General features: G+C 61.7%; 16 protein-coding genes. 10 read left to right on the top strand and 6 right to left on the bottom strand.

What is annotated here, in order from left to right:
- The first annotated feature begins 56 nt into the window (after positions 1 to 56).
- A complete protein-coding gene (locus tag NKI85_RS03430; RefSeq protein ID WP_352775995.1) occupies positions 57 to 1,586 on the top strand; it encodes an amino acid ABC transporter permease/ATP-binding protein in 1,530 nt (509 codons plus the stop codon).
- 88 nt (positions 1,587 to 1,674) lie between these two features.
- Complete coding sequence (locus tag NKI85_RS03425) at positions 1,675 to 2,805, top strand: LacI family DNA-binding transcriptional regulator (protein ID WP_352775993.1); 1,131 nt, start codon at positions 1,675 to 1,677, stop codon at positions 2,803 to 2,805.
- Here NKI85_RS03425 and NKI85_RS03420 read toward each other — a convergent pair.
- From NKI85_RS03420 to NKI85_RS03395, 6 genes are all read right to left on the bottom strand, one after another.
- The gene (locus tag NKI85_RS03420; protein ID WP_352775990.1) at positions 2,786 to 3,076 is read right to left on the bottom strand and encodes a hypothetical protein; all 291 of its coding nucleotides are present in this window, start codon (positions 3,074 to 3,076) and stop codon (positions 2,786 to 2,788) included. The genes NKI85_RS03425 and NKI85_RS03420 overlap by 20 nt on opposite strands.
- Positions 3,077 to 3,265: 189 nt before the next feature.
- A complete protein-coding gene (locus NKI85_RS03415; protein ID WP_352775987.1) occupies positions 3,266 to 3,511 on the bottom strand; it encodes a MoaD/ThiS family protein in 246 nt (81 codons plus the stop codon).
- The gene (locus NKI85_RS03410) at positions 3,511 to 5,775 is read right to left on the bottom strand and encodes a xanthine dehydrogenase family protein molybdopterin-binding subunit (protein ID WP_352776232.1); all 2,265 of its coding nucleotides are present in this window, start codon (positions 5,773 to 5,775) and stop codon (positions 3,511 to 3,513) included. Before NKI85_RS03410 ends, NKI85_RS03415 begins: the two co-directional genes overlap by 1 nt.
- A 2-nt stretch (positions 5,776 to 5,777) precedes the next feature.
- Positions 5,778 to 6,254 carry a (2Fe-2S)-binding protein gene (locus NKI85_RS03405; RefSeq protein WP_192357273.1) on the bottom strand — a complete coding sequence of 159 codons (477 nt, stop codon included), beginning with the start codon at positions 6,252 to 6,254 and terminating at the stop codon, positions 5,778 to 5,780.
- Positions 6,254 to 7,114: an FAD binding domain-containing protein gene (locus NKI85_RS03400; RefSeq protein ID WP_352775983.1), complete on the bottom strand. Its 861-nt coding sequence runs from the start codon at positions 7,112 to 7,114 to the stop codon at positions 6,254 to 6,256. Before NKI85_RS03400 ends, NKI85_RS03405 begins: the two co-directional genes overlap by 1 nt.
- Before the next feature lie 420 nt (positions 7,115 to 7,534).
- Positions 7,535 to 8,593 carry a LacI family DNA-binding transcriptional regulator gene (locus NKI85_RS03395; protein WP_352526121.1) on the bottom strand — a complete coding sequence of 353 codons (1,059 nt, stop codon included), beginning with the start codon at positions 8,591 to 8,593 and terminating at the stop codon, positions 7,535 to 7,537.
- 163 nt (positions 8,594 to 8,756) lie between these two features.
- Between NKI85_RS03395 and NKI85_RS03390 the strand changes: the two genes are divergently transcribed.
- From NKI85_RS03390 to NKI85_RS03355, 8 genes are all read left to right on the top strand, one after another.
- Positions 8,757 to 9,746 (top strand): autoinducer 2 ABC transporter substrate-binding protein, encoded by a 990-nt coding sequence (locus NKI85_RS03390; protein WP_352775980.1) that lies wholly within the window; start codon positions 8,757 to 8,759, stop codon positions 9,744 to 9,746.
- Positions 9,747 to 9,834: 88 nt separating this feature from the next.
- On the top strand, positions 9,835 to 11,349 hold the full coding sequence (locus NKI85_RS03385) for a sugar ABC transporter ATP-binding protein (RefSeq protein ID WP_352526118.1): 1,515 nt from the start codon (positions 9,835 to 9,837) through the stop codon (positions 11,347 to 11,349).
- Positions 11,342 to 12,343: an ABC transporter permease gene (locus tag NKI85_RS03380; protein WP_352775976.1), complete on the top strand. Its 1,002-nt coding sequence runs from the start codon at positions 11,342 to 11,344 to the stop codon at positions 12,341 to 12,343. The genes NKI85_RS03385 and NKI85_RS03380 overlap by 8 nt, the downstream gene beginning before the upstream one ends.
- Positions 12,340 to 13,335, top strand: a complete 996-nt coding sequence (locus NKI85_RS03375) for an ABC transporter permease (RefSeq protein WP_352526115.1) — start codon at positions 12,340 to 12,342, stop codon at positions 13,333 to 13,335. The genes NKI85_RS03380 and NKI85_RS03375 overlap by 4 nt, the downstream gene beginning before the upstream one ends.
- A gap of 5 nt (positions 13,336 to 13,340) precedes the next feature.
- Complete coding sequence (locus tag NKI85_RS03370; protein WP_352526114.1) at positions 13,341 to 14,189, top strand: sugar phosphate isomerase/epimerase family protein; 849 nt, start codon at positions 13,341 to 13,343, stop codon at positions 14,187 to 14,189.
- A 4-nt stretch (positions 14,190 to 14,193) separates the two neighbouring features.
- Complete coding sequence (locus tag NKI85_RS03365; RefSeq protein WP_352775972.1) at positions 14,194 to 15,657, top strand: FGGY family carbohydrate kinase; 1,464 nt, start codon at positions 14,194 to 14,196, stop codon at positions 15,655 to 15,657.
- On the top strand, positions 15,650 to 16,342 hold the full coding sequence (locus NKI85_RS03360; RefSeq protein ID WP_352526111.1) for a class II aldolase/adducin family protein: 693 nt from the start codon (positions 15,650 to 15,652) through the stop codon (positions 16,340 to 16,342). The genes NKI85_RS03365 and NKI85_RS03360 overlap by 8 nt, the downstream gene beginning before the upstream one ends.
- A gap of 412 nt (positions 16,343 to 16,754) precedes the next feature.
- Positions 16,755 to 17,009, top strand: coding sequence for a hypothetical protein (locus NKI85_RS03355; protein WP_352526110.1), 255 nt, complete (start codon positions 16,755 to 16,757; stop codon positions 17,007 to 17,009).
- The last annotated feature ends 733 nt before the right edge of the window (positions 17,010 to 17,742 follow it).

Raw genomic sequence — 17,742 nt, 5'->3', positions numbered from 1 at the left:
TTTTCCGGCCGGGCCCGTGAGCAACGGTGCCCGGCCGAGTTATAGATGGACTTGATATGAGCTGGTTCGATACCTTCTCGCGCAGCTTCCTTGATTTCCAGGCGATGGCAGAAGTTCTGCCAAACATGGTCATGGTCGGCCTCAAGAACACCCTGATCCTGGCCCTTGCCTCGACGTTTTTCGGGACGCTGATCGGTATCGTCCTCGCCGTCATGGGGATTTCCGAAAACCGGCCGCTGAAACTCCTTGCCCGGGTCTACACCGATATCTTTCGCGGGCTTCCCGCCATTGTCACGATCCTGATTATTGGCCAAGGCTTCGCGCGGTTGGGCCGAGATCTGTTCGGTCCATCGCCTTATCCGCTGGGCATTCTGGCACTCAGCCTGATTGCCGGCGCCTACATCGGAGAGATTTTTCGCGCAGGCATTCAGAGCGTCGAGCGTGGTCAGATCGACGCCACCCGCACTCTCGGAATGACGTATGGCCAAGGCATGCGCCTGGTGGTGATCCCGCAAGGCATCCGCCGCGTCCTGCCTGCACTGGTCAACCAGTTCATCGGTAACGTCAAGGACTCCAGTCTGGTCTATTTCCTTGGCCTCCTCGCCTCCGAACGCGAACTGTTCCGCGTCGGCCAAGACCAGGCCGTGCTGACCGGCAACTTGTCACCGCTCTTGCTGGCCGGCGTGTTCTATCTCGTGATCACGGTGCCGCTGACCCACCTCGTCAATTACATCGACGCGCGCATGCGCGTCGGCAAACGTATCACCGCTGTGCAGAGCGGCCTCAAGGAAGTCGCCGAGCTTGCCGAAGCCGTCGTGCCGGGCGCAGCGAAGTTGCCCGCAGCGGCGCCCACGCGCTTCAAGGGCGGTGGCATCGAGGTCAAGAATATCGACATGGCCTACGGCGCCGTCCAGGTGCTCCATGACGTCAGTCTGAAAGTGGAGCCCGGGACTGTCACCTGCCTCATCGGGCCGTCCGGCTCGGGCAAGTCGACCTTGCTGCGTTGCCTCAACCGCCTCGTAGAGTGTCGAGCCGGTGACATTTTACTCGATGGCGAAAGCATCTACAAACAGACCCCTGACCAACTCCGGCGGCGCGTCGGCATGGTTTTCCAGCAGTTCAATCTGTTCCCCGACCGCAGCGCGCTCGCCAACATCACCCTGGCGCTGCGCAAAGTAAAACGCATGTCGCGCGAGGAGGCTGACGGCGCGGCCTTAGCAAGGCTGCATGAAGTCGGACTGCTGGAGCGCAAAGACCATCGGCCGGCTAATCTCTCGGGTGGGCAACAGCAGCGGGTAGCCATCGCGCGCGCCCTGGCCCTCGAACCCGAGGTTATGCTGTTCGACGAAGTCACCAGTGCGCTTGACCCTGAATTGGTCAAAGGTGTCCTGAACTTGATGGCCGATCTCGGTCGGGGCGGGATGACGATGGTGGTCGTTACGCACGAGATGAACTTCGCTCGCAAAGTCGCGAACCAAGTCGTATTCATGGACGAGGGGCGAATCGTCGAGGCAGGACGACCAGAGGACCTTTTCGACAATCCGCAGAGTCCACGTCTTCGGCGCTTTCTGTCAGAGGTGCTGTGATTGCAATGGTGTGCGCAACGGCGGGTGCTTCGGTGTTCGGCCTTGCGGGCGGGCTTAACTGCCGCTAGGTCGCCGTCACAACGCGCGCATGGGCGGCGGGGTTTTCCGAGTGACTCAAAGATCGTCGAAAAACGCTACTATCATAGAGGTCGCTCGCCGGGCCGGGGTGAGTTCCGCCACCGCGGGGCGTGTGCTTGGTGACTACGGCTACAGTAGCCCCGAGGTTCAGGAGAAGGTGCGCGCCGCAGCAGCTGCGCTGGGATATCGCCCCAATCGCCTGGCCAAAGGTCTGATCACCGGTAAGACGCAGACTATCGGAGTTGTAGTCGGCGACATCGAAAGCCCATTCTACGCGAGCGTGCTGCGCGGAATAGGGGATGTCGCGCGCCGTGGCGGCTTCGGGGTTATCGTTACGAATAGTGACGAAAATGCCGAACTCGAGCGAGAGGCCGTGCAGCTGCTGTTGGAAAAGCAGGTCGACGGGTTGATCGTCTCATCAACCTTCGTGGACCACCCGGATCATCTTCGTGAGGCAGTCGCGGCCCGCTGTCCCGTCGTGCAGTTCGATCGCATCGTGGCGGGCCTGGAAACCGATTCGGTCGTGGTCGACAACGTTTCTGTAACGCGTAGCAGCATCGCTGCCATGATCGCCGCCGGACACAGCCGCATCGGAATATTGGCGGAACTCGGGCCGGGCCTACGCGATGACGTTGGCTCCTTTGTAGCGAACGTTGATCTCTCCAGCTCGGATGTTCGCTACCATCATCCAAGCTGGCAACGGTTGTTGGGTTATCTCGAAGCCCATCGTGCCGCAGGCATCGAACCGGATCTGCGGTTGATCCGCCGCGTGGCGGTCTATTCTAGCGAGGCGGCCCGCAAGGAGGCGCTCGATCTGCTGACAATGCGCAACGCACCGTCCGCTCTGTTTACCGCCGATGGTGTGATGTCGACAGGCGTCCTGGAGGCGACTTCGGCACTGAAGCTGGCGATTCCAGGCGACGTTTCGCTGCTTTGCTTCGACGATCTCGACTGGATGCAGTTCGTGGCCCAAGGTATCACAGCCATCGCGCAGCCAGCGCATCTGATCGGGGCGGCGGCGGCGGAGCTTCTCTTGAAGAGGCTAGCGGAGGCCACGATACCTTTCGAGCACAGTGTCCTCGCGGCCCGCTTGGTGGAGCGTAATTCGATTGCGGTTCATCTCAACCGCGAGGCCGTCTGATCCGGCAGCGACGATGCTCCGGGCTGCGGTTGAAGCTGAAGCCGAAATTGCCTCTGAAAGCGACGTTGCCGCTTCCCCGGCCGAACACGACCCGGGCCTTTGTGGGGCGCTGACAATACAGAACCTGGCTCTGCGAGTCGCAGATCGACGCGACGTCGCGCCACCCGATGCGGTCGAGCAGCTCCGGTATTTCGGCGGTGGCGATCACCTGGCTGGCAACGACGTCGGACGGGGCTGCCACTGTCGGCTGTCGCAAACGAAGCGTCGCCACGTTCAAGCTCCCTGGGCGTCGATGATCGAGCTGGCATGGAACGGGTTAGAGCGGACATTGGCCGATGTCCGCTCTTCAGCAAAACAGCCATAGAAAGCTGCTTGGCCCACGAGTTGAACTGGCTAGGATTGTCGATGACGGCGGAGCCGTTTATCGAGCCCCCTGACAGGCCAGGTCCTGGCTGTCCAATTATCCCCCGGCAAGACGCGGCAGCAGGAAAATTTCAGCGCTTTTGGGCAATTCCTTCGACCAGGTGTCGCGATAGATCGTCCCGTCGATGGCGACGGCGATGCCGCGGTCAATCAAGGGCTCGAGGCCGGGATACTGTTCAGCCAGCTTCCTGAACAGCTCCCTTATGTCCTTGGCCTCGATCTCGACCTTGTTCTTGCCTCCGGCGGCCGCGCCAAGCGATCCCCAGAGCGTCACTTCGACCATCAGCCTCCCCGTTCCGCCTCGATCGCCGCCAGGATGCGCGGCGGCGACATCGGAATATGCGTCATCCGCACGCCCGCGGCGTTCGACACCGCATTGGCGATCGCCGCCAGCGGCGGCACGATCGAGGTCTCGCCGACGCCGCGCACCCCGTAAGGGTGGTTGGGGTTGGGGATCTCGAGGATCTGTGTGTCGATCATCGGCAGGTCCGAGCAGACCGGGATGCGGTAGTCGAGGAAGCCGGGGTTCTGAAGCCTCCCGTCCTTGCCGTAAATATACTCCTCGTTGAGCGCCCAGCCGATGCCTTGCGCGGCACCCCCCTGGTACTGCCCCTCGACGTAGGTCGGATGCACAGCCTTGCCGGCGTCCTGAACGACGGTGTAGCGCAGTACCCTGGTAGAGCCGGTCTCGGGATCCACCTCGATATCGCAAATATGGGTGGCGAAGGAGACGCCGGCGCCGTCGGCGACGAGCTCACTGTGGCCTGCGATCGGTCCGCCGGTCTTTCCCGACGCGCCCGCGATCTCCTTCAGCGACAGCTGCCCAAGATTGCCATGCTTCTCGCCTTTGGCAGTGGCGTGGCCCTTTTCCCAGACCACGTCGTCGACGGAAATGTCCCACATCTGCGCGGCGCGTTCCCGCAGGATCTTGGTCGCGTTGCGGGCGGCCGAAATCGTCGCCATGGAGGAGGAGAAGGTGCCTCGGCTGCCGTCCGTCATGTCGTTGTAGCCGAGGGTGGCGGTATCGGCGACCACCGTCTTGACCTGCTCATAGGCGATGCCGAGTTCCTCCGCCGCCACCAGCGACAGCGAGGCGCGCGAGCCGCCGACGTCCACGGTTCCGACGGCAAGTGAGACCGAGCCGTCCATGCCGATGTTGAGGTCCGTGCAGGTCTGGCCGCCGAAGTTGAACCAGAAGCCGCAAGCCATGCCGCGGCCCTGGTTCTTGCCGAGTGGCGCCTTCATGTGCGGATGGCTCTTCACCGCCTCGAGCGTCGGGCCGATGCCGATCGGCCCGTACACCGGGCCGTAGGAGGATCTGGTGCCTTCCTGGGCGGCGTTCCTGATCCGGAACTCGACCGCGTCCATGCCGATCTCCTTGGCCAGCTCGTCGATCGCGCTTTCCACCGCGAAGGCCGCCATCGGCGCCGACGGCGCACGATAGGCCGCAGTCTTCGGCCGGTTGACCAGCACTTCGAAGCCGACCGTCTTGACGTTCTCGAGATTGTAGCAGGCAAACGCGGTCATGGCGCCGATCTCGGCCCACATGCCGGCATAGGGGCCGCAGGAATAGCGCAAGGTCGCCTCGGCGGCGGTGATCGTGCCGTCCTTGCGGGCGCCGATCCTGACGTCGATCGAGGTGGCGCTGGTCGGCCCCGAGGCGCGGAACACCTCATCGCGCGTCATGACCAGCTTGACCGGCCGGCCGGCCTTGCGCGACAGCGCCAGCGCGACCGGCTCGGCCCAGACATGGGTCTTGCCGCCGAAGCCGCCGCCGATCTCCGACGAGGTGACGCGCAGCTTCGAGGCTTCCATGCCAAGCAGTTGCGCGCAGTGCTGGCGGTAGACGAAATGCCCCTGCGTGCAGACCCAGAGGTCGGCGGTGCCGTCGGAGCTGACATTGGCCACGCAGGCATGCGGCTCGATATAGCCCTGGTGCGTCTGCTCGGTCTTGAACGAGCGTTCGACGATGAAATCGGCATGACCGAAGCCCTCATGGACATCGCCATGGCCGTACTGCGTGCGCTTGGTGACGTTGGACGGCTTGACGGGCTTTTCCTCTAGGCCCTCGGTGAAGATGGTGTCGTTGAGCACGGGGGCCGTGTGCTTCATCGCCTCGTCGACATCAGTCACATGCGGCAGTACCTCGTAGTCGACCTCGATCAGCTTCAGCGCCTGCCTGGCGGTGCGGGCGTCGACCGCGGCCACCGCGGCCACCGCATGGCCGTCATAGAGCGCCTTGTTGCGCGCCATGCAATTGTCGAGGATGTCGTACATGGCGGCATCGCCATCGGTGAGGTCGGGCAGGTCGGCCGCGGTGATCACCGCCTTCACGCCGGGAAGCTTCTCGGCCTTCGAGGTATCGATCTTCCTGATCGTCGCGTGCGCGTGCGGGCTTCTCAGAACACGCCCGACCAGCTGGCCGGCCATGTTGAAGTCCGCGCCGTAGCGGGCGCGGCCAGTCACCTTGTCGACGCCGTCCGGACGAATGGGTCGCGTGCCGACGGATGCGAAGTTGCGAGCCGAATAACGCGGGTCGAAATTCATCGTCATGCTCCCTTCATCACGCTGGCGGCGTCCTGAACGGCACGCACGATCTTGTCATAGCCGGTGCAGCGGCAGAGGTTTCCGGCGAGGCCGAAGCGGATTTCCTCCTCGGTCGGATCAGGGTTCTTGGCCAAAAGGTCCTTCGCCGCGATCAGGAAGCCCGGCGTGCAGATGCCGCATTGCAGCGCTGCGTGCTCGAGGAACTTCTGCTGCAGCGGATGCAGTTTGTCGCCATGCGCCATGCCCTCGATGGTCTCGACGCGCCGGCCTTCAGCCTCCGCGCCAAGCACCAGGCACGAGCACACCAGCCGGTCGTCGAGGATGATGCTGCACGCTCCGCAGTCGCCGGTGCCGCAGCCTTCCTTGGCGCCCGTCAGCCCGAGGCGGTCGCGCAGCACATCGAGCAGCGTCTCGTCCGGTTGGCAAAGGTACTCGACGTTGTCGCCGTTGATTGTCGTTGAGACTGCTACACCAGCCATCACTTGCCTCCTGCCCGTGCATAGGCGGTCGTGGCGGCCCGCTTGGCCAGCACACCCGCAACCTTCCTTCTGAATTCGACGGTCCCGCGCTTGTCGTCGATGGGACGGCAGGACCCCGAGCAGACCTTGGCGAGCCGCTCCAGGGTGGCTTGGTCCAGTTTCGTGCCGATGAGGACCTGGGCGGCCTCTTCGACCAGAAGCACCGTCGGCGCCACGGCGCCCAGCGCCACGCGGGCCGATTTGACGACACCTCTCTCATCGAGCGTCAAATTCACGCCGGCGCTGACCACCGCGATATCCATCTCCGTACGTGGAATAAAACGCAGATACGCATCGCCCGAGCCCGGTGGGCGCTTGTCGAGCAGGATCGCCTCGATGATTTCGCCTTTGGCCAAGGACGTCTTGCCTGGCCCGGTCGGCACGCTCTCCACGGGAATCGTTCGCGTACCCGCGGGCCCGACAACCGATGCCTTGGCACCGGCCGCCACCAACGCTGGCACGCTGTCGGCAGCCGGCGAGGCGTTGCAGAGATTGCCGACGATGGTGCAGCGTCCCTGCACCTGTTTCGAGCCGATCAGCTTGGCTGCTTCGACGACGCCGGGCCATGCCTTCTTCAGGGCAGCGCTCTCTCCCAAGACGGCGCAGGGGACTGCAGCACCTATGCTGAAACCCTCAGCTGTTTCCCTGATCTCGCTGAGCCCGCCGATCGCCTTGATGTCGACGATCAGGTCGGGTTCGATGAAGCCGCCCTTCATCCTCACCAGCAGGTCGCTGCCTCCGGCGAGAATCGCGGCCGTGCCGGCCGACCCGGCCAACAGGCCGACTGCATCTTCTATTGAATGCGGACGCTCGTAGCGCATCGTGTCTCCCTGGTCATCACGATTCAACGACCCGTTATAAAGCGTCCCCTCAGAATGGCCATCCGGTTCTGCATTGCGGCATCGAACCAGGCGCAGCAAAAATCCAGTACCAAATAATAGCACACCCGACGGCCTGACGGGGGCGGTTCCGGTGCTGGAGCCGACCGGTTCAGAGACACAGGTCTTTACCAGGCTCGGCGAGGACGCAATTGACGCCATATCCTAGGACCGGCTCGCAGTCCGACCGGGTCAAGAGGTGAGGTTGCGGATCGATCCGCGCCGTGGCCACATCTTTGACAGGCAAAGTGGCGCACGCATATGCGGAGTGAAACCGCGGCTGACTTCCATAATGCCGCGGCACGTGTCGCTCCCGTGACACGTGGATGAGGGGAGCAATGTAACGACCGGCTCTCAGGCGCTTCAAGCTATATCCTTCAAAGTGTCCAGCGGCCCTTTCAGGGCAGACCTGGGTTGGATCAACTCTGGCGCAATCAGAAAAGTTTGCGGCGCCGTCGGCGGTTCATCGATCAGCTGGAACGCCTTGGCAATCATCGCCTCAACATTCTGCCGCACCATGAGTACAGGGAAGGGCAGGAAGGAGCCGAATGGGTCATAGTCGTAGCAACCGACGACAAGCTCACTAAACATCTCCGCCGGCCGGCCCGCCATGAAACGCAGCAGACCTTCCATATTGATCGACGAATTGATGAACAGAGCGCGCGGCAGCTTGCCATGGCGTTGGCAAAACGCCTCGAAGGCCCGCAATGTTATGTCGGGCGAATAGCCGGAGGACTGTACACCGTCATCAGGGTCGTCGCCCAACAGGGCCTTTTTTGTCGCGTGGAAGGCGGCGATGCGTTCGCGGCTGGCGTGGTCGTTGCGGCCGCCAAAAAGAAACAGCTCGTCCGGCCGCAGAGGGTCATCATTGCCGAAGTGGCGGATGATTGCCTCCGTCAACATCCGCGCGCCCTCATAGTTGTCGCTGATCACCGAATGCGCCTTTGCTCCCGGTAGGTCGATATTGATATGCCTTAGTCCCGCCGACTCGCAGACCTCGTGCACGCCGTCCGGATCGGTGGCGCCGACTATGAAGAGCTGGTCGATTGAATAGGAGATCAGCGTCTCCGCGGTCCGCCGTTCCTCTTCCGGATCGCGGCTGGCACTGACCACGACCGGGCATTGACCGCGGCTGCGCACATGTCCCTCAAATGTCTGCGCCATGGAGGAGAAGTAGCGATTGTCGTGGACGGGCAGCATCAGGCCGACCAGGCCCGATCGTGAGCGTCGCAAACCCCGCGCCTGGAGGTTGGTGGTGTATTGATGGCGTTCGGCGAGGCCGAGAATTGCTTGCGCTGTGCTTTCCTTGATGCGGCGCTTGCGCCAAGTGCCGTTCAGCACGGCACTCACGGTCGACGGCGAACTGCCCGACAGCACCGACAGGTCATAGATCGTCGCCTTCTTCTTGACCTGCTGATCCATTTGAGCTCCTCCGGAGCGTCTCTTTAGAGCAATATCGCGTTAGAGCAATATCCCGCTTGACGAGTGCGTCTTCCTGCATAATAGTTGGTGCACCATCGATTGTGCAACCACAAATCGGCGGATCGACTGTGTTCCCGTCGGGAACGTTATGGGAGGAGTACAAATGAAAAAGCTCATGATCGCGGCACTCGCCGCGACCTTTATGCTTGGCGGCTCATTCGCTGCGATGGCACAGCAGGCCGGTAAGGTCGGCGTCGTCGTTAAGATCGGCGGCATTCCCTGGTTCAACGCAATGGAGGCGGGCATCAAGGAGCGCGGCCAAAAGCTAGGGGTCGACGCATTCATGGTTGGCCCGACCAGTGCCGATCCGGCACTGCAAGTTCGCGCCATCGAGGATCTGATCGCAAAGGGCGTCAAGGTCATAGGCGTCGTGCCGAATGATGCGAAAGTGCTTGAACCTGTCCTGCAGAAGGCGAAGGACGCCGGCATCATCGTCATCACGCATGAATCGCCTGGCCAGAAGGGCGCCGACTGGGATTTCGAACTCGCGTCCGCGACCGGCTTCGGCGAGGCTCACGCCAAGCTCTTGGCGGACAAGATGGGCGGCAAGGGTGAGTATGCAGTCTTCGTCGGCTCGCTGACGGTGCCGCTGCACAATGCCTGGGCCGATGCAGCGATCGCGTATCTGAAGAAGAACCATCCGGACATGAAGCTTGTCGGCGATCGTTATGGGGTCGCCGAGGACGTGGACAAGAGCCGCAGCACTGCGCTTGACCTGATCTCCGCCAATCCCGGCTTGAAAGGCTTCCTTGCCTTCGGCAGCCAAGGCCCGATCGGCGCTGGCCGCGCAATCGAAGAGCGCCGGAAGGTGGGCGAGATATTCGTGCTCGGTCCATTCTCGCCAGGCCAGGGCCAGAAGCTCATCAAGAGCGACGCGATCTCCGGCGGCTTCATGTGGAATCCGAAGCAGGCGGGTGAGGTTTTCGTCACGTTGGCTGACCATCTCATGAAGGGCAACAAGATCAAGGATGGCGATACGATCGAAGGGCTAGGGACAGTCAAGCCGGACTTCGAAAACCATAACATCATCGTCGATCAGCTGGTCCCAATCAACAAGGATACTGTTGACGGTCTCGCGGCGATGGGCCTGTAAAGCCTGCCAAGGCTACGGCAGCCGGGCTGGCCTCGAGCCGGCCCGGCTGAAGATGTGTCAACGCGATTGGATCCAGGGTTTCAACTCGATGGCTGATCAGGCACTCGATGGCGCCGCGTCACGGCCGCTGCTGTCGCTCCGCAATGTCAACATGACGTTTGGCGGCGTGAAGGCCCTGAAGAATGTCAGCTTTGAGGTTCTGCCGGGCGAGGTGCATTGCCTCGCCGGCGAGAACGGCTCCGGCAAGAGCACGCTGATCAAGGTCGTTACAGGCGTGTACAAGCCCGAGGCTGGCGCCGAGATCGACTATAACGGCCAGAGCTACACCCATATGTCGCCGGTAACGGCGCAGGCCGGCGGAATTCAGGTCATCTGGCAGGACCTCGCCCTGTTTCCCGAGATGACCGTCGCCGAGAACATAGCCTTCCAGACTGTCATCGGCCGCTGGCCGCGGCTGGTGAACTATGCCGAAATGCGCCGTGTCGCGACCAACGCCTTGAAACGTCTTGGTGTTACCCTCGATGTCGATCTCGCGCTCCACCATTTTCCCATCGCACAGCGGCAGATCGTAGCTATCGCGCGCGCGCTCGTCGGCGAGGCGAAGCTCGTCTTCATGGACGAGCCGACGGCCTCGCTCACCCAATCTGAAACCGACTATCTGCTGGACATTGTGCGCAATCTGTCGGCGTCGGGCGTTGCCGTTGTGTTCGTCAGTCACCGCCTGGCGGAGGTTCTCGAAATCTCCAGCCGTGTGACCGTGCTGCGCGATGGCGCCCTGGTTGGCGTCTATCCGACCAAGGGTCTGACCCAATCGCGCATCACCGAGCTGATGACCGGCAAGACCTTCGACTATTCCGTCCTGCATCGCGATTTGAGCAGGAGCCCGGTTATGCTTGAGGTTAAGGGGCTGTCGCGGCCCGGCGAATTCGAGGATGTGTCATTGACGGTACGGCGCGGCGAGACGCTCGGCATCACCGGGTTGCTCGGGGCAGGGCGCACCGAGCTGGCGTTGACGTTGTTTGGCATGCGCAAGCCCAGATCGGGCTCTGTTGTCCTGGATGGCAAACCGGTTCGCTTCGGTTCCAACCGTGACGCGATCGCCGCCGGCGTCGCCTATCTTTCGGAAGACCGGCTGTCGCTCGGCCTCATTCAGCCCCAGGCAATCGCCGACAACATGGTCATCGCCTCGCTAGACAAGATCCTTTCGGCCGGTTTCATTTCGAGCGATCGCAAACGATCTCTGGTCAACGATTGGATAAGGGATCTCGGCGTCAAGATCGGAAAGCAGGAGGACGCGATCTCGACCCTGTCGGGGGGAAATCAGCAACGCATCGCCATTGCAAAATGGCTGGCGACCGATCCGAAACTGCTAATCCTCGACGGACCGACCGTCGGTGTTGATGTCGGCGCGCGCGCCGGCATTTTCGATATCGTTTCCAAGCTGGCGGACAGCGGCCTGGCCATTATCCTGATCTCGGACGAGGTGCCCGAAGTCTATTTCAACGCGGACCGTGTGCTGCACATGGCTCAGGGGCGCATTGTCGGCGAATATGTGCCGGGCGCTACGACCCTCAGGGCGATCGAAGAGGCGGTCTATGCGTAGGTTTGTCCGCTCCCACGCAACGGAACTGGCTTTGCTCGCCGTTATCGCGGTGATCTGCGTCTTCCTCTCGTTTGCGACGGACCGGTTCTTCACCCTCGGCAATGCATTTGACCTTCTGAACACCAGTTCGGTCAACATCATCTTCGCCGTCGGCCTGCTCGTCGTGCTGATTGCCGGCGGCATTGACATCTCGTTCGCGGTTGCTGCCTCCGTCGTCCAATATCTGACGGCGACCGTCCTTGGCTGGATCGGCGGCGGGAACTGGATTTTCGGCCTCATCATCGCTGGCGCATTGGGCGTCGCGTTGGGCTGCACTAACGCTTTCCTGATCCACAGGTTCAGGATCATCTCGATCGTCGCCACGATTTCGACCTTCAACATTTTCTTCGGCCTGCTGATGTTCTTCACAGGCGGCGTGTCGATCTACAATCTGCCGGACTGGCTCACCACCCGCGTGGTGCTGTTCGAGCGAGAGATGGCTGACGGCACCTGGGCGGAGATCACGCTACCTGTGCTTATTATGGCCGTATGCGTGTTCGCTACCTGGGCGTTGATCACGCGCACCACCACCGGTCGCCAACTCTACGCTTTTGGCGACAATCCGGAAGGCGCGCGCCGCTTCGGCATCAATATCGGTGCCATGCAATTTATCGCCTTCGGCTGGCTTGGCCTGATGGCGGGCATCGCCGGTCTCGTCCAAGCGCATTACGCGCAGGAAGTGGTGCCGAACGCCCTTTATGGGCGCGAACTCGACGTCCTGGCGGCCGTAGTCCTTGGCGGTGCGCGGCTTGGCGGCGGCAAAGGCAGCGTGCTCGGCTGCATCCTGGGCGTTCTGTTGGTCTCGATCACCCAGAACGGACTTAATTTGATGGGCGTGTCGCCTTTCGCATTCAAGATGATCGTCGGCATCATCATCCTTGCCGCCATCACCCTGTCGAACACCAGCATCGAACGCCTGCTGCCGTTCCTGAAAAGCCGGCGGGTGCCTTCATGACGGTTGTGATTGAACGCGCCCGCAAGTCGCTCGGCCCCGAACTGGCAGGTCCACTTGCCGCGTTCATGGTGGTCATGGTCGTGTTCGGCATCGCCGCGCCGAACTTCCTTTCCCGTGCTACCTTTGGATCCGTCGCCTTCCAGCTGCCGGAGCTCGGCCTCCTCACGCTCGCCATGCTGCTGCCGATCCTGACCGGCGGCCTGAACCTGGCCATCACCTTCACGGCCAACATGGCCGGGCTGACGTTAGCTTGGGTGCTGCAAAGCCAGGGAGGCGTCGACGCGAGCATCGGCGCTTTTGTCCTTGGCTCGGTCCTTGCCATCGCGGTCGGAGCACTAAGTGGGCTGATCATGGGGCTGGTTATCGCCTACACCAAGGCTCACCCGATCCTGGTCTCGCTGTCGATGATGATCTTCCTGCGCGGTCTCGGGGAATTCCTGACGCGCGGCGGCGACGTGTCCGGCTTTCCCGGCTTCCTGGCGCCGATCGGGTACGGTTCGATGTTTGGCATCCCGGTGCCGTTGCTCATTTTCATCGCTTGCGTGCTGATCTGGCACGTCCTGCTGACCCGCATGAAGCTGGGCTTCAACACCTACATGATCGGCTCCAACATCGAGGCCACGCGCTACTCCGGCATCAATACGCGCAGGGTGCAGGTTCTGGTCTACACATTGTCCGGCGCAATGTGCGCGGTCGCCGGCATCATCATGCTGGCGCGCTTCAATTCGGTGCGTGTCGGCCACGGCGAGTCTTACCTGCTGATCACCGTGCTGGCCTGCTTTCTTGGCGGGGTCAATCCGTTCGGCGGCTTCGGTCGGGTGATCCCTGTCTTCGTCGCGCTGGTGGTGCTCCAGCTTCTGTCCTCGGGACTCAATTTGATGGGCGCAAACCAGCACCTTGCGACGGCGGTCTGGGGCATTTTGCTGATCACGGTGATGATCCTGCGCTGGCTTGCCGGGCGCCTCAAATTCCTAAACACAAACAAAGGGTGAGTTAGATGCATGGTTTTGGGGTCCACACCTCGATGTGGACGATGAACTGGGACCGGGCCGGCGCGGAGAAGGCGATCGCGGCTTCCGTCAAATACGGCATGGATTTTGTCGAGATTGCGCTTCTGAACGCGCCGGCGGTCGATGCCGCGCATACACGCGCCTTGCTCGAACAGCACAATCTTCCTGCCGTTTGCTCCCTTGGCCTGCCGGAGCGGGCCTGGGCCTCGGTGCGGCCGGATGCCGCCATCGAACATCTCGAAGTGGCCATCGACAAGACTGCGGAGATGGGCGCGCTGGCGCTTTCCGGCGTGATTTTCGGCGGTATCGGCGAACGGACCGGCGTGCCACCCACCGAGAAGGAATACGACAACATCGCGCATGTGCTGACCGTCGCCGCCAAGCACGCCAAGAAGCGCGGCATAGAGCTCGGAATCGAGGCGGTGAACCGCTACGAGAACCATTTGATAAATACCGGCGCGCAGGCCGTCTGGATGCTCGAGAAAGTCGGCGCCGACAACATCTTTGTTCATCTCGACACCTACCACATGAACATCGAGGAGAAGGGGGCCGCCAATGGCATTCTGGCCGCCCGCGATCACCTGAAGTATATCCACTTGTCTGAGAGCGATCGCGGCACGCCAGGCACCGGCAACTGTCCCTGGGACGAGATCTACGCAACGCTCGCGGCGATAGGCTTCAAGGGCGGACTTGCCATGGAAAGCTTCATCAACATGCCGCCGGAAGTCTCCTACGGTCTCTCAGTCTGGCGGCCAGTCGCGAAGGACGAGGCCGAAGTGATGGGCAATGGCTTGCCGTTCCTGCGCAACAAGGCTCGCCAATACGGTCTGATCTGACACAATGGATGACGGGCAGAAGGCGGACGCCGCGAGGATCGCTGTCTTCGACATCGGCAAGACCAACATAAAGTTCTCCGCGATGACGTTCGACGGCATGCTCGCGGAGAGCCTCTCTGTCCGCAACGAGGTGCGGCCCGGTCCACCTTGGCGGCAGCACGATCTCAAGGGCATTAGCGACTGGCTGTTCGGCTCGCTCGCCACTTTGTGCCGACACCATCCGCTGGAAAAGGTGGTCGCCACCGGACACGGCTCCGCGGGGGTTCTGGTGAACGCAGATCCCGACGACACTTCCGCTCTGCCGATGATTGACTATGAGCAGGACCTGCCGCCTGCAATTCGCGATGGCTACGCGCCGCTTTCGGGCGATTTCTTCGATCGCGGCAGCACAATCATGCTGAAGGCGGCCCATCAGGCGCGCCAGCTGTACTGGATGCAGCAGGTTTATCCGGAGTGTGTCGCTCAGGCTCGTTGGTATCTGGGCTTGCCCCAATATTGGGCTTGGCGGCTGTCGGGCGTCCCATCGGCCGAAACGACGATCCTCTCGGCGCAATCACATCTATGGAACAATGTGCGCAAGGAGTGGACGCCCATTGTGGCGGGGCAGGGCTGGAGGCACCTCATGCCACCATTCCATCAGGCTTGGGAGACGTTGGGGCCAATCCGGCCGGATCTAGCGCGCCGGTACGGCATACCGGAAAAGCTGTCTGTCCTGACCGGCGGCCACGACAGCAGCCTGAATCTCTACCGCTATCAGGCGGCAGGCATGCGCGATGCCTGCGTGATCTCTACCGGAACCTGGATTGTCGGAATGTGCGCGGCGACACCTCTCGACCAGCTCGATGAAAATCGCGCAATGGTGCTGAACAGCGACGTGACAGGACGCCCGGTCGGCGGCGTTTTGACCATGGGCGGACGAGAGTTCAGTCATGTGGCAGGGCAGGGACAAGAAGGAAATGCGGCCGACGCCGCGCTGGTCGGTTTGTTGATTGAGCGGGGCACCTTTGCATTGCCGTCTTTCGGCGACGATGACGGCCTCTTTCCTGGCAGCGCTGGGCGCGGCCGGTTTGAAGGGCCACCTGCAGAAACCCCTGCGGAGCGCAAGGCGCTCGCGGTGCTGTATGCCGCGCTGCTGACGGCGGAATGTATCAAAGCGCTGAACGAAAACGGGCTGGTTGCCTTGGATGGTACCTTCCTGCGGGACCCGCTCTACGCCACGCTGGTTGCCGCGCTGCGGCCAAACGCCGAAACGGTCTACAACCTCGACTCCTATGGCACGGCCTCGGGTGCGGCGTTACTTGGCGAACACGAAGCTCGTCACACGCCGGCTCCGATCGCGCTCAGCCTGCCGGCCGCCTTTGCCGGCGATCGTGAGGCGCTCGCGGTCTATGCGCAGCGGTGGCGCGAATTGGCGAAGCGAAACAACTTCTACAGGGCAAGACCAGCAAAAGGAACGATCTATGACTGATGACAGCGCTGTGCGCCGCGAGATGGTGGATGTTTGCCGTCGGATGAATTCCAGCGGTATCAACCAGGGCAATGCCGGCAACCTGTCGGTGCGCTCCCGCGACGGTTTCCTGATCACGCCCTCATCGCTACCCTACGAAACGATGACGCCCGAAGACATCGTCGAGATGGGCTTTGACGGCACCTATGCCGGCCGACGGCCCTCCTCGGAGTGGCGCTTCCACCGTGACATTTTGAGGGAGCGACAGGAGATCAATGTGGTGCTGCATTGTCACTCACTCTATGCCACGACGCTGGCCTGCCATCATAAGACGATCCCGAGCTTCCACTACATGACAGGAGTGGCGGGCGGTACGACCATCCGCTGCGCGGGTTACGCAACCTTCGGCACGCAGGCCTTGTCCGACAATGCCTTGGTTGCACTCAAAGATCGCCTCGCCTGCCTGCTCGGCCAGCACGGGCAGATTTCGCTCGGCAAGACACTAGAAGCGGCGTTGTGGCTGGCGAACGAGGTCGAAACCCTGTCTCGCATGTATGTGCAGGCACTTACGCTTGGCGAGCCGCCGGTCCTTTCCAACGAGGAGATGGCGCGGGTGATCGAGCAAATGCGGAAGATGAGCTATGGCCAAGCGCCGGATGCAGAGGGGACGAACGATTTGGCGAGGCCGCGCGGCGCTGCGACCTAGCACTAGTTTGGCAGGCGGCGTGGCACCAAAGGCTCCTTTTCGACGAGCCGCTGTCGTACGACATACCTTGCCTAGACACAGGTTGTGAAAACGCGTGATAAGGTCGGCCTGCGCTAGACTCAAAGATGGCCCGGGGCACCAGAAGATGGCACACCGAATGTGCAACGCAATGCTTGGCTTCGCGGCGCTTGCTTTAGCCGCGTGCCAATCGGCTCCTGAAACGCCGCAACCCGCCACTCTCGAACCTGCGTTAGAACCTGATAGAATTCCTTCACAACCTGCCTTGGATCCTGCCGCTGTTCCTTCCGGCTCAGCAATCTTGGATCAATCCGTGACAGTCACTCCCCCTGGCAAGGGCGTTCCCACAAAGTATGCTGCTTTTTCGGGTCTATGGGCCGGACGATTGGACGGGATGTATGACGCCAAACTTGCTGTTCAGACGATTTCTTCCAATGGGAAGGTGACGGTCACCTATGCGTGGGGAAATCTGGGCGACAACTATCCGGGAGAGGCCGCCGGCGCTGGAAGAATTGTAGGGAGCACGTTGATGCTCGAGCGCCTACCGAATGGCGCGGACGTCAGTTTTGTCATGCGGCCCGACGGAGCCCTGGCCGGAACCGTTACGCTTGCCGGCCAGACCTACACGGGCGCGTTCCTCAAGCAATGATCAAAGACGCATCTGAAGGGCTATGCAGAGGGCCAGGCGACCGTTCCATATTGCGGTTGCCTGTTGTTACCGGAGTGGAGGGCCGTGCAAGGCCCAAACTGGTCGTCTACGACACTGGCGGACATCTTCTGGTTGGACAGCAGCAGGATGTTCGCATCGCAGTTCGCAGGGTTCCTATAGCTGGCGCCGGCCTCATCTCGTCATCCGACAGACCAAGACAGTGATACAACATCCGCTTGGGGCAGTACCGCCTCACAGATCGTTCGTTGCTGTCGCCGATCGAAGGAACAATCGCAGGGGGAGGGGCAGCGCATCACGCCGGCGCTCGCCTTCGTAGCCGCTTGTGAGCTAAAAGATTGATATGATCCCAGGACTAACCGTTTCGTAGCCTAGGCGCGGCTCCGATTTGTCTTTCGGGACTGCGCTGGAGACAGTTCCGGTTGAACGGCAATCCAACTCTGTTTCCCTCTTTTTCTTGACCGTGCCTGACAGGTCGGGGCAGGCTGACGTTACTTCTGTTCTGACCACCATCTTCTTCTCGTGCGCAACGGTGGCGGTGGATCCGGCAATCACAAGTGCCGCACAAATAATCGTCCATCTCATTGGATTTCCCCCTTAGAGCGCGCCGCAAAAAATGTGGTCGACTGTCTTCAGACAGCGGCGGAGTCAGTACTTGCGCTTGGCCGGTCGATGCGGCTTCCGGCTTGATACGATTGTAACTACATTAGCTACA

Source organism: Mesorhizobium sp. M0571 (assembly GCF_040320985.1).
Lineage (GTDB): Bacteria > Pseudomonadota > Alphaproteobacteria > Rhizobiales > Rhizobiaceae > Mesorhizobium.
This window is presented reverse-complemented; position numbering and strand designations above follow the sequence as displayed.

Excerpts from the sequence above, each read along its gene's own strand:
- NKI85_RS03425 (WP_352775993.1), top strand. The coding sequence starts at position 1,675 with ATGGGCGGCGGGGTTTTCCGAGTGACTCAAAGATCGTCGAAAAACGCT.
- NKI85_RS03375 (WP_352526115.1), top strand. The coding sequence starts at position 12,340 with ATGACGGTTGTGATTGAACGCGCCCGCAAGTCGCTCGGCCCCGAACTG.
- NKI85_RS03385 (WP_352526118.1), top strand. The coding sequence starts at position 9,835 with ATGGCTGATCAGGCACTCGATGGCGCCGCGTCACGGCCGCTGCTGTCG.
- NKI85_RS03410 (WP_352776232.1), bottom strand. The coding sequence starts at position 5,775 with ATGAATTTCGACCCGCGTTATTCGGCTCGCAACTTCGCATCCGTCGGC.
- NKI85_RS03415 (WP_352775987.1), bottom strand. The coding sequence starts at position 3,511 with ATGGTCGAAGTGACGCTCTGGGGATCGCTTGGCGCGGCCGCCGGAGGC.
- NKI85_RS03370 (WP_352526114.1), top strand. The coding sequence starts at position 13,341 with ATGCATGGTTTTGGGGTCCACACCTCGATGTGGACGATGAACTGGGAC.
- NKI85_RS03365 (WP_352775972.1), top strand. The coding sequence starts at position 14,194 with ATGGATGACGGGCAGAAGGCGGACGCCGCGAGGATCGCTGTCTTCGAC.
- NKI85_RS03430 (WP_352775995.1), top strand. The coding sequence starts at position 57 with ATGAGCTGGTTCGATACCTTCTCGCGCAGCTTCCTTGATTTCCAGGCG.
- NKI85_RS03360 (WP_352526111.1), top strand. The coding sequence starts at position 15,650 with ATGACTGATGACAGCGCTGTGCGCCGCGAGATGGTGGATGTTTGCCGT.
- NKI85_RS03395 (WP_352526121.1), bottom strand. The coding sequence starts at position 8,593 with ATGGATCAGCAGGTCAAGAAGAAGGCGACGATCTATGACCTGTCGGTG.
- NKI85_RS03390 (WP_352775980.1), top strand. The coding sequence starts at position 8,757 with ATGAAAAAGCTCATGATCGCGGCACTCGCCGCGACCTTTATGCTTGGC.
- NKI85_RS03355 (WP_352526110.1), top strand. The coding sequence starts at position 16,755 with ATGTATGACGCCAAACTTGCTGTTCAGACGATTTCTTCCAATGGGAAG.
- NKI85_RS03405 (WP_192357273.1), bottom strand. The coding sequence starts at position 6,254 with ATGGCTGGTGTAGCAGTCTCAACGACAATCAACGGCGACAACGTCGAG.
- NKI85_RS03380 (WP_352775976.1), top strand. The coding sequence starts at position 11,342 with ATGCGTAGGTTTGTCCGCTCCCACGCAACGGAACTGGCTTTGCTCGCC.
- NKI85_RS03400 (WP_352775983.1), bottom strand. The coding sequence starts at position 7,114 with ATGCGCTACGAGCGTCCGCATTCAATAGAAGATGCAGTCGGCCTGTTG.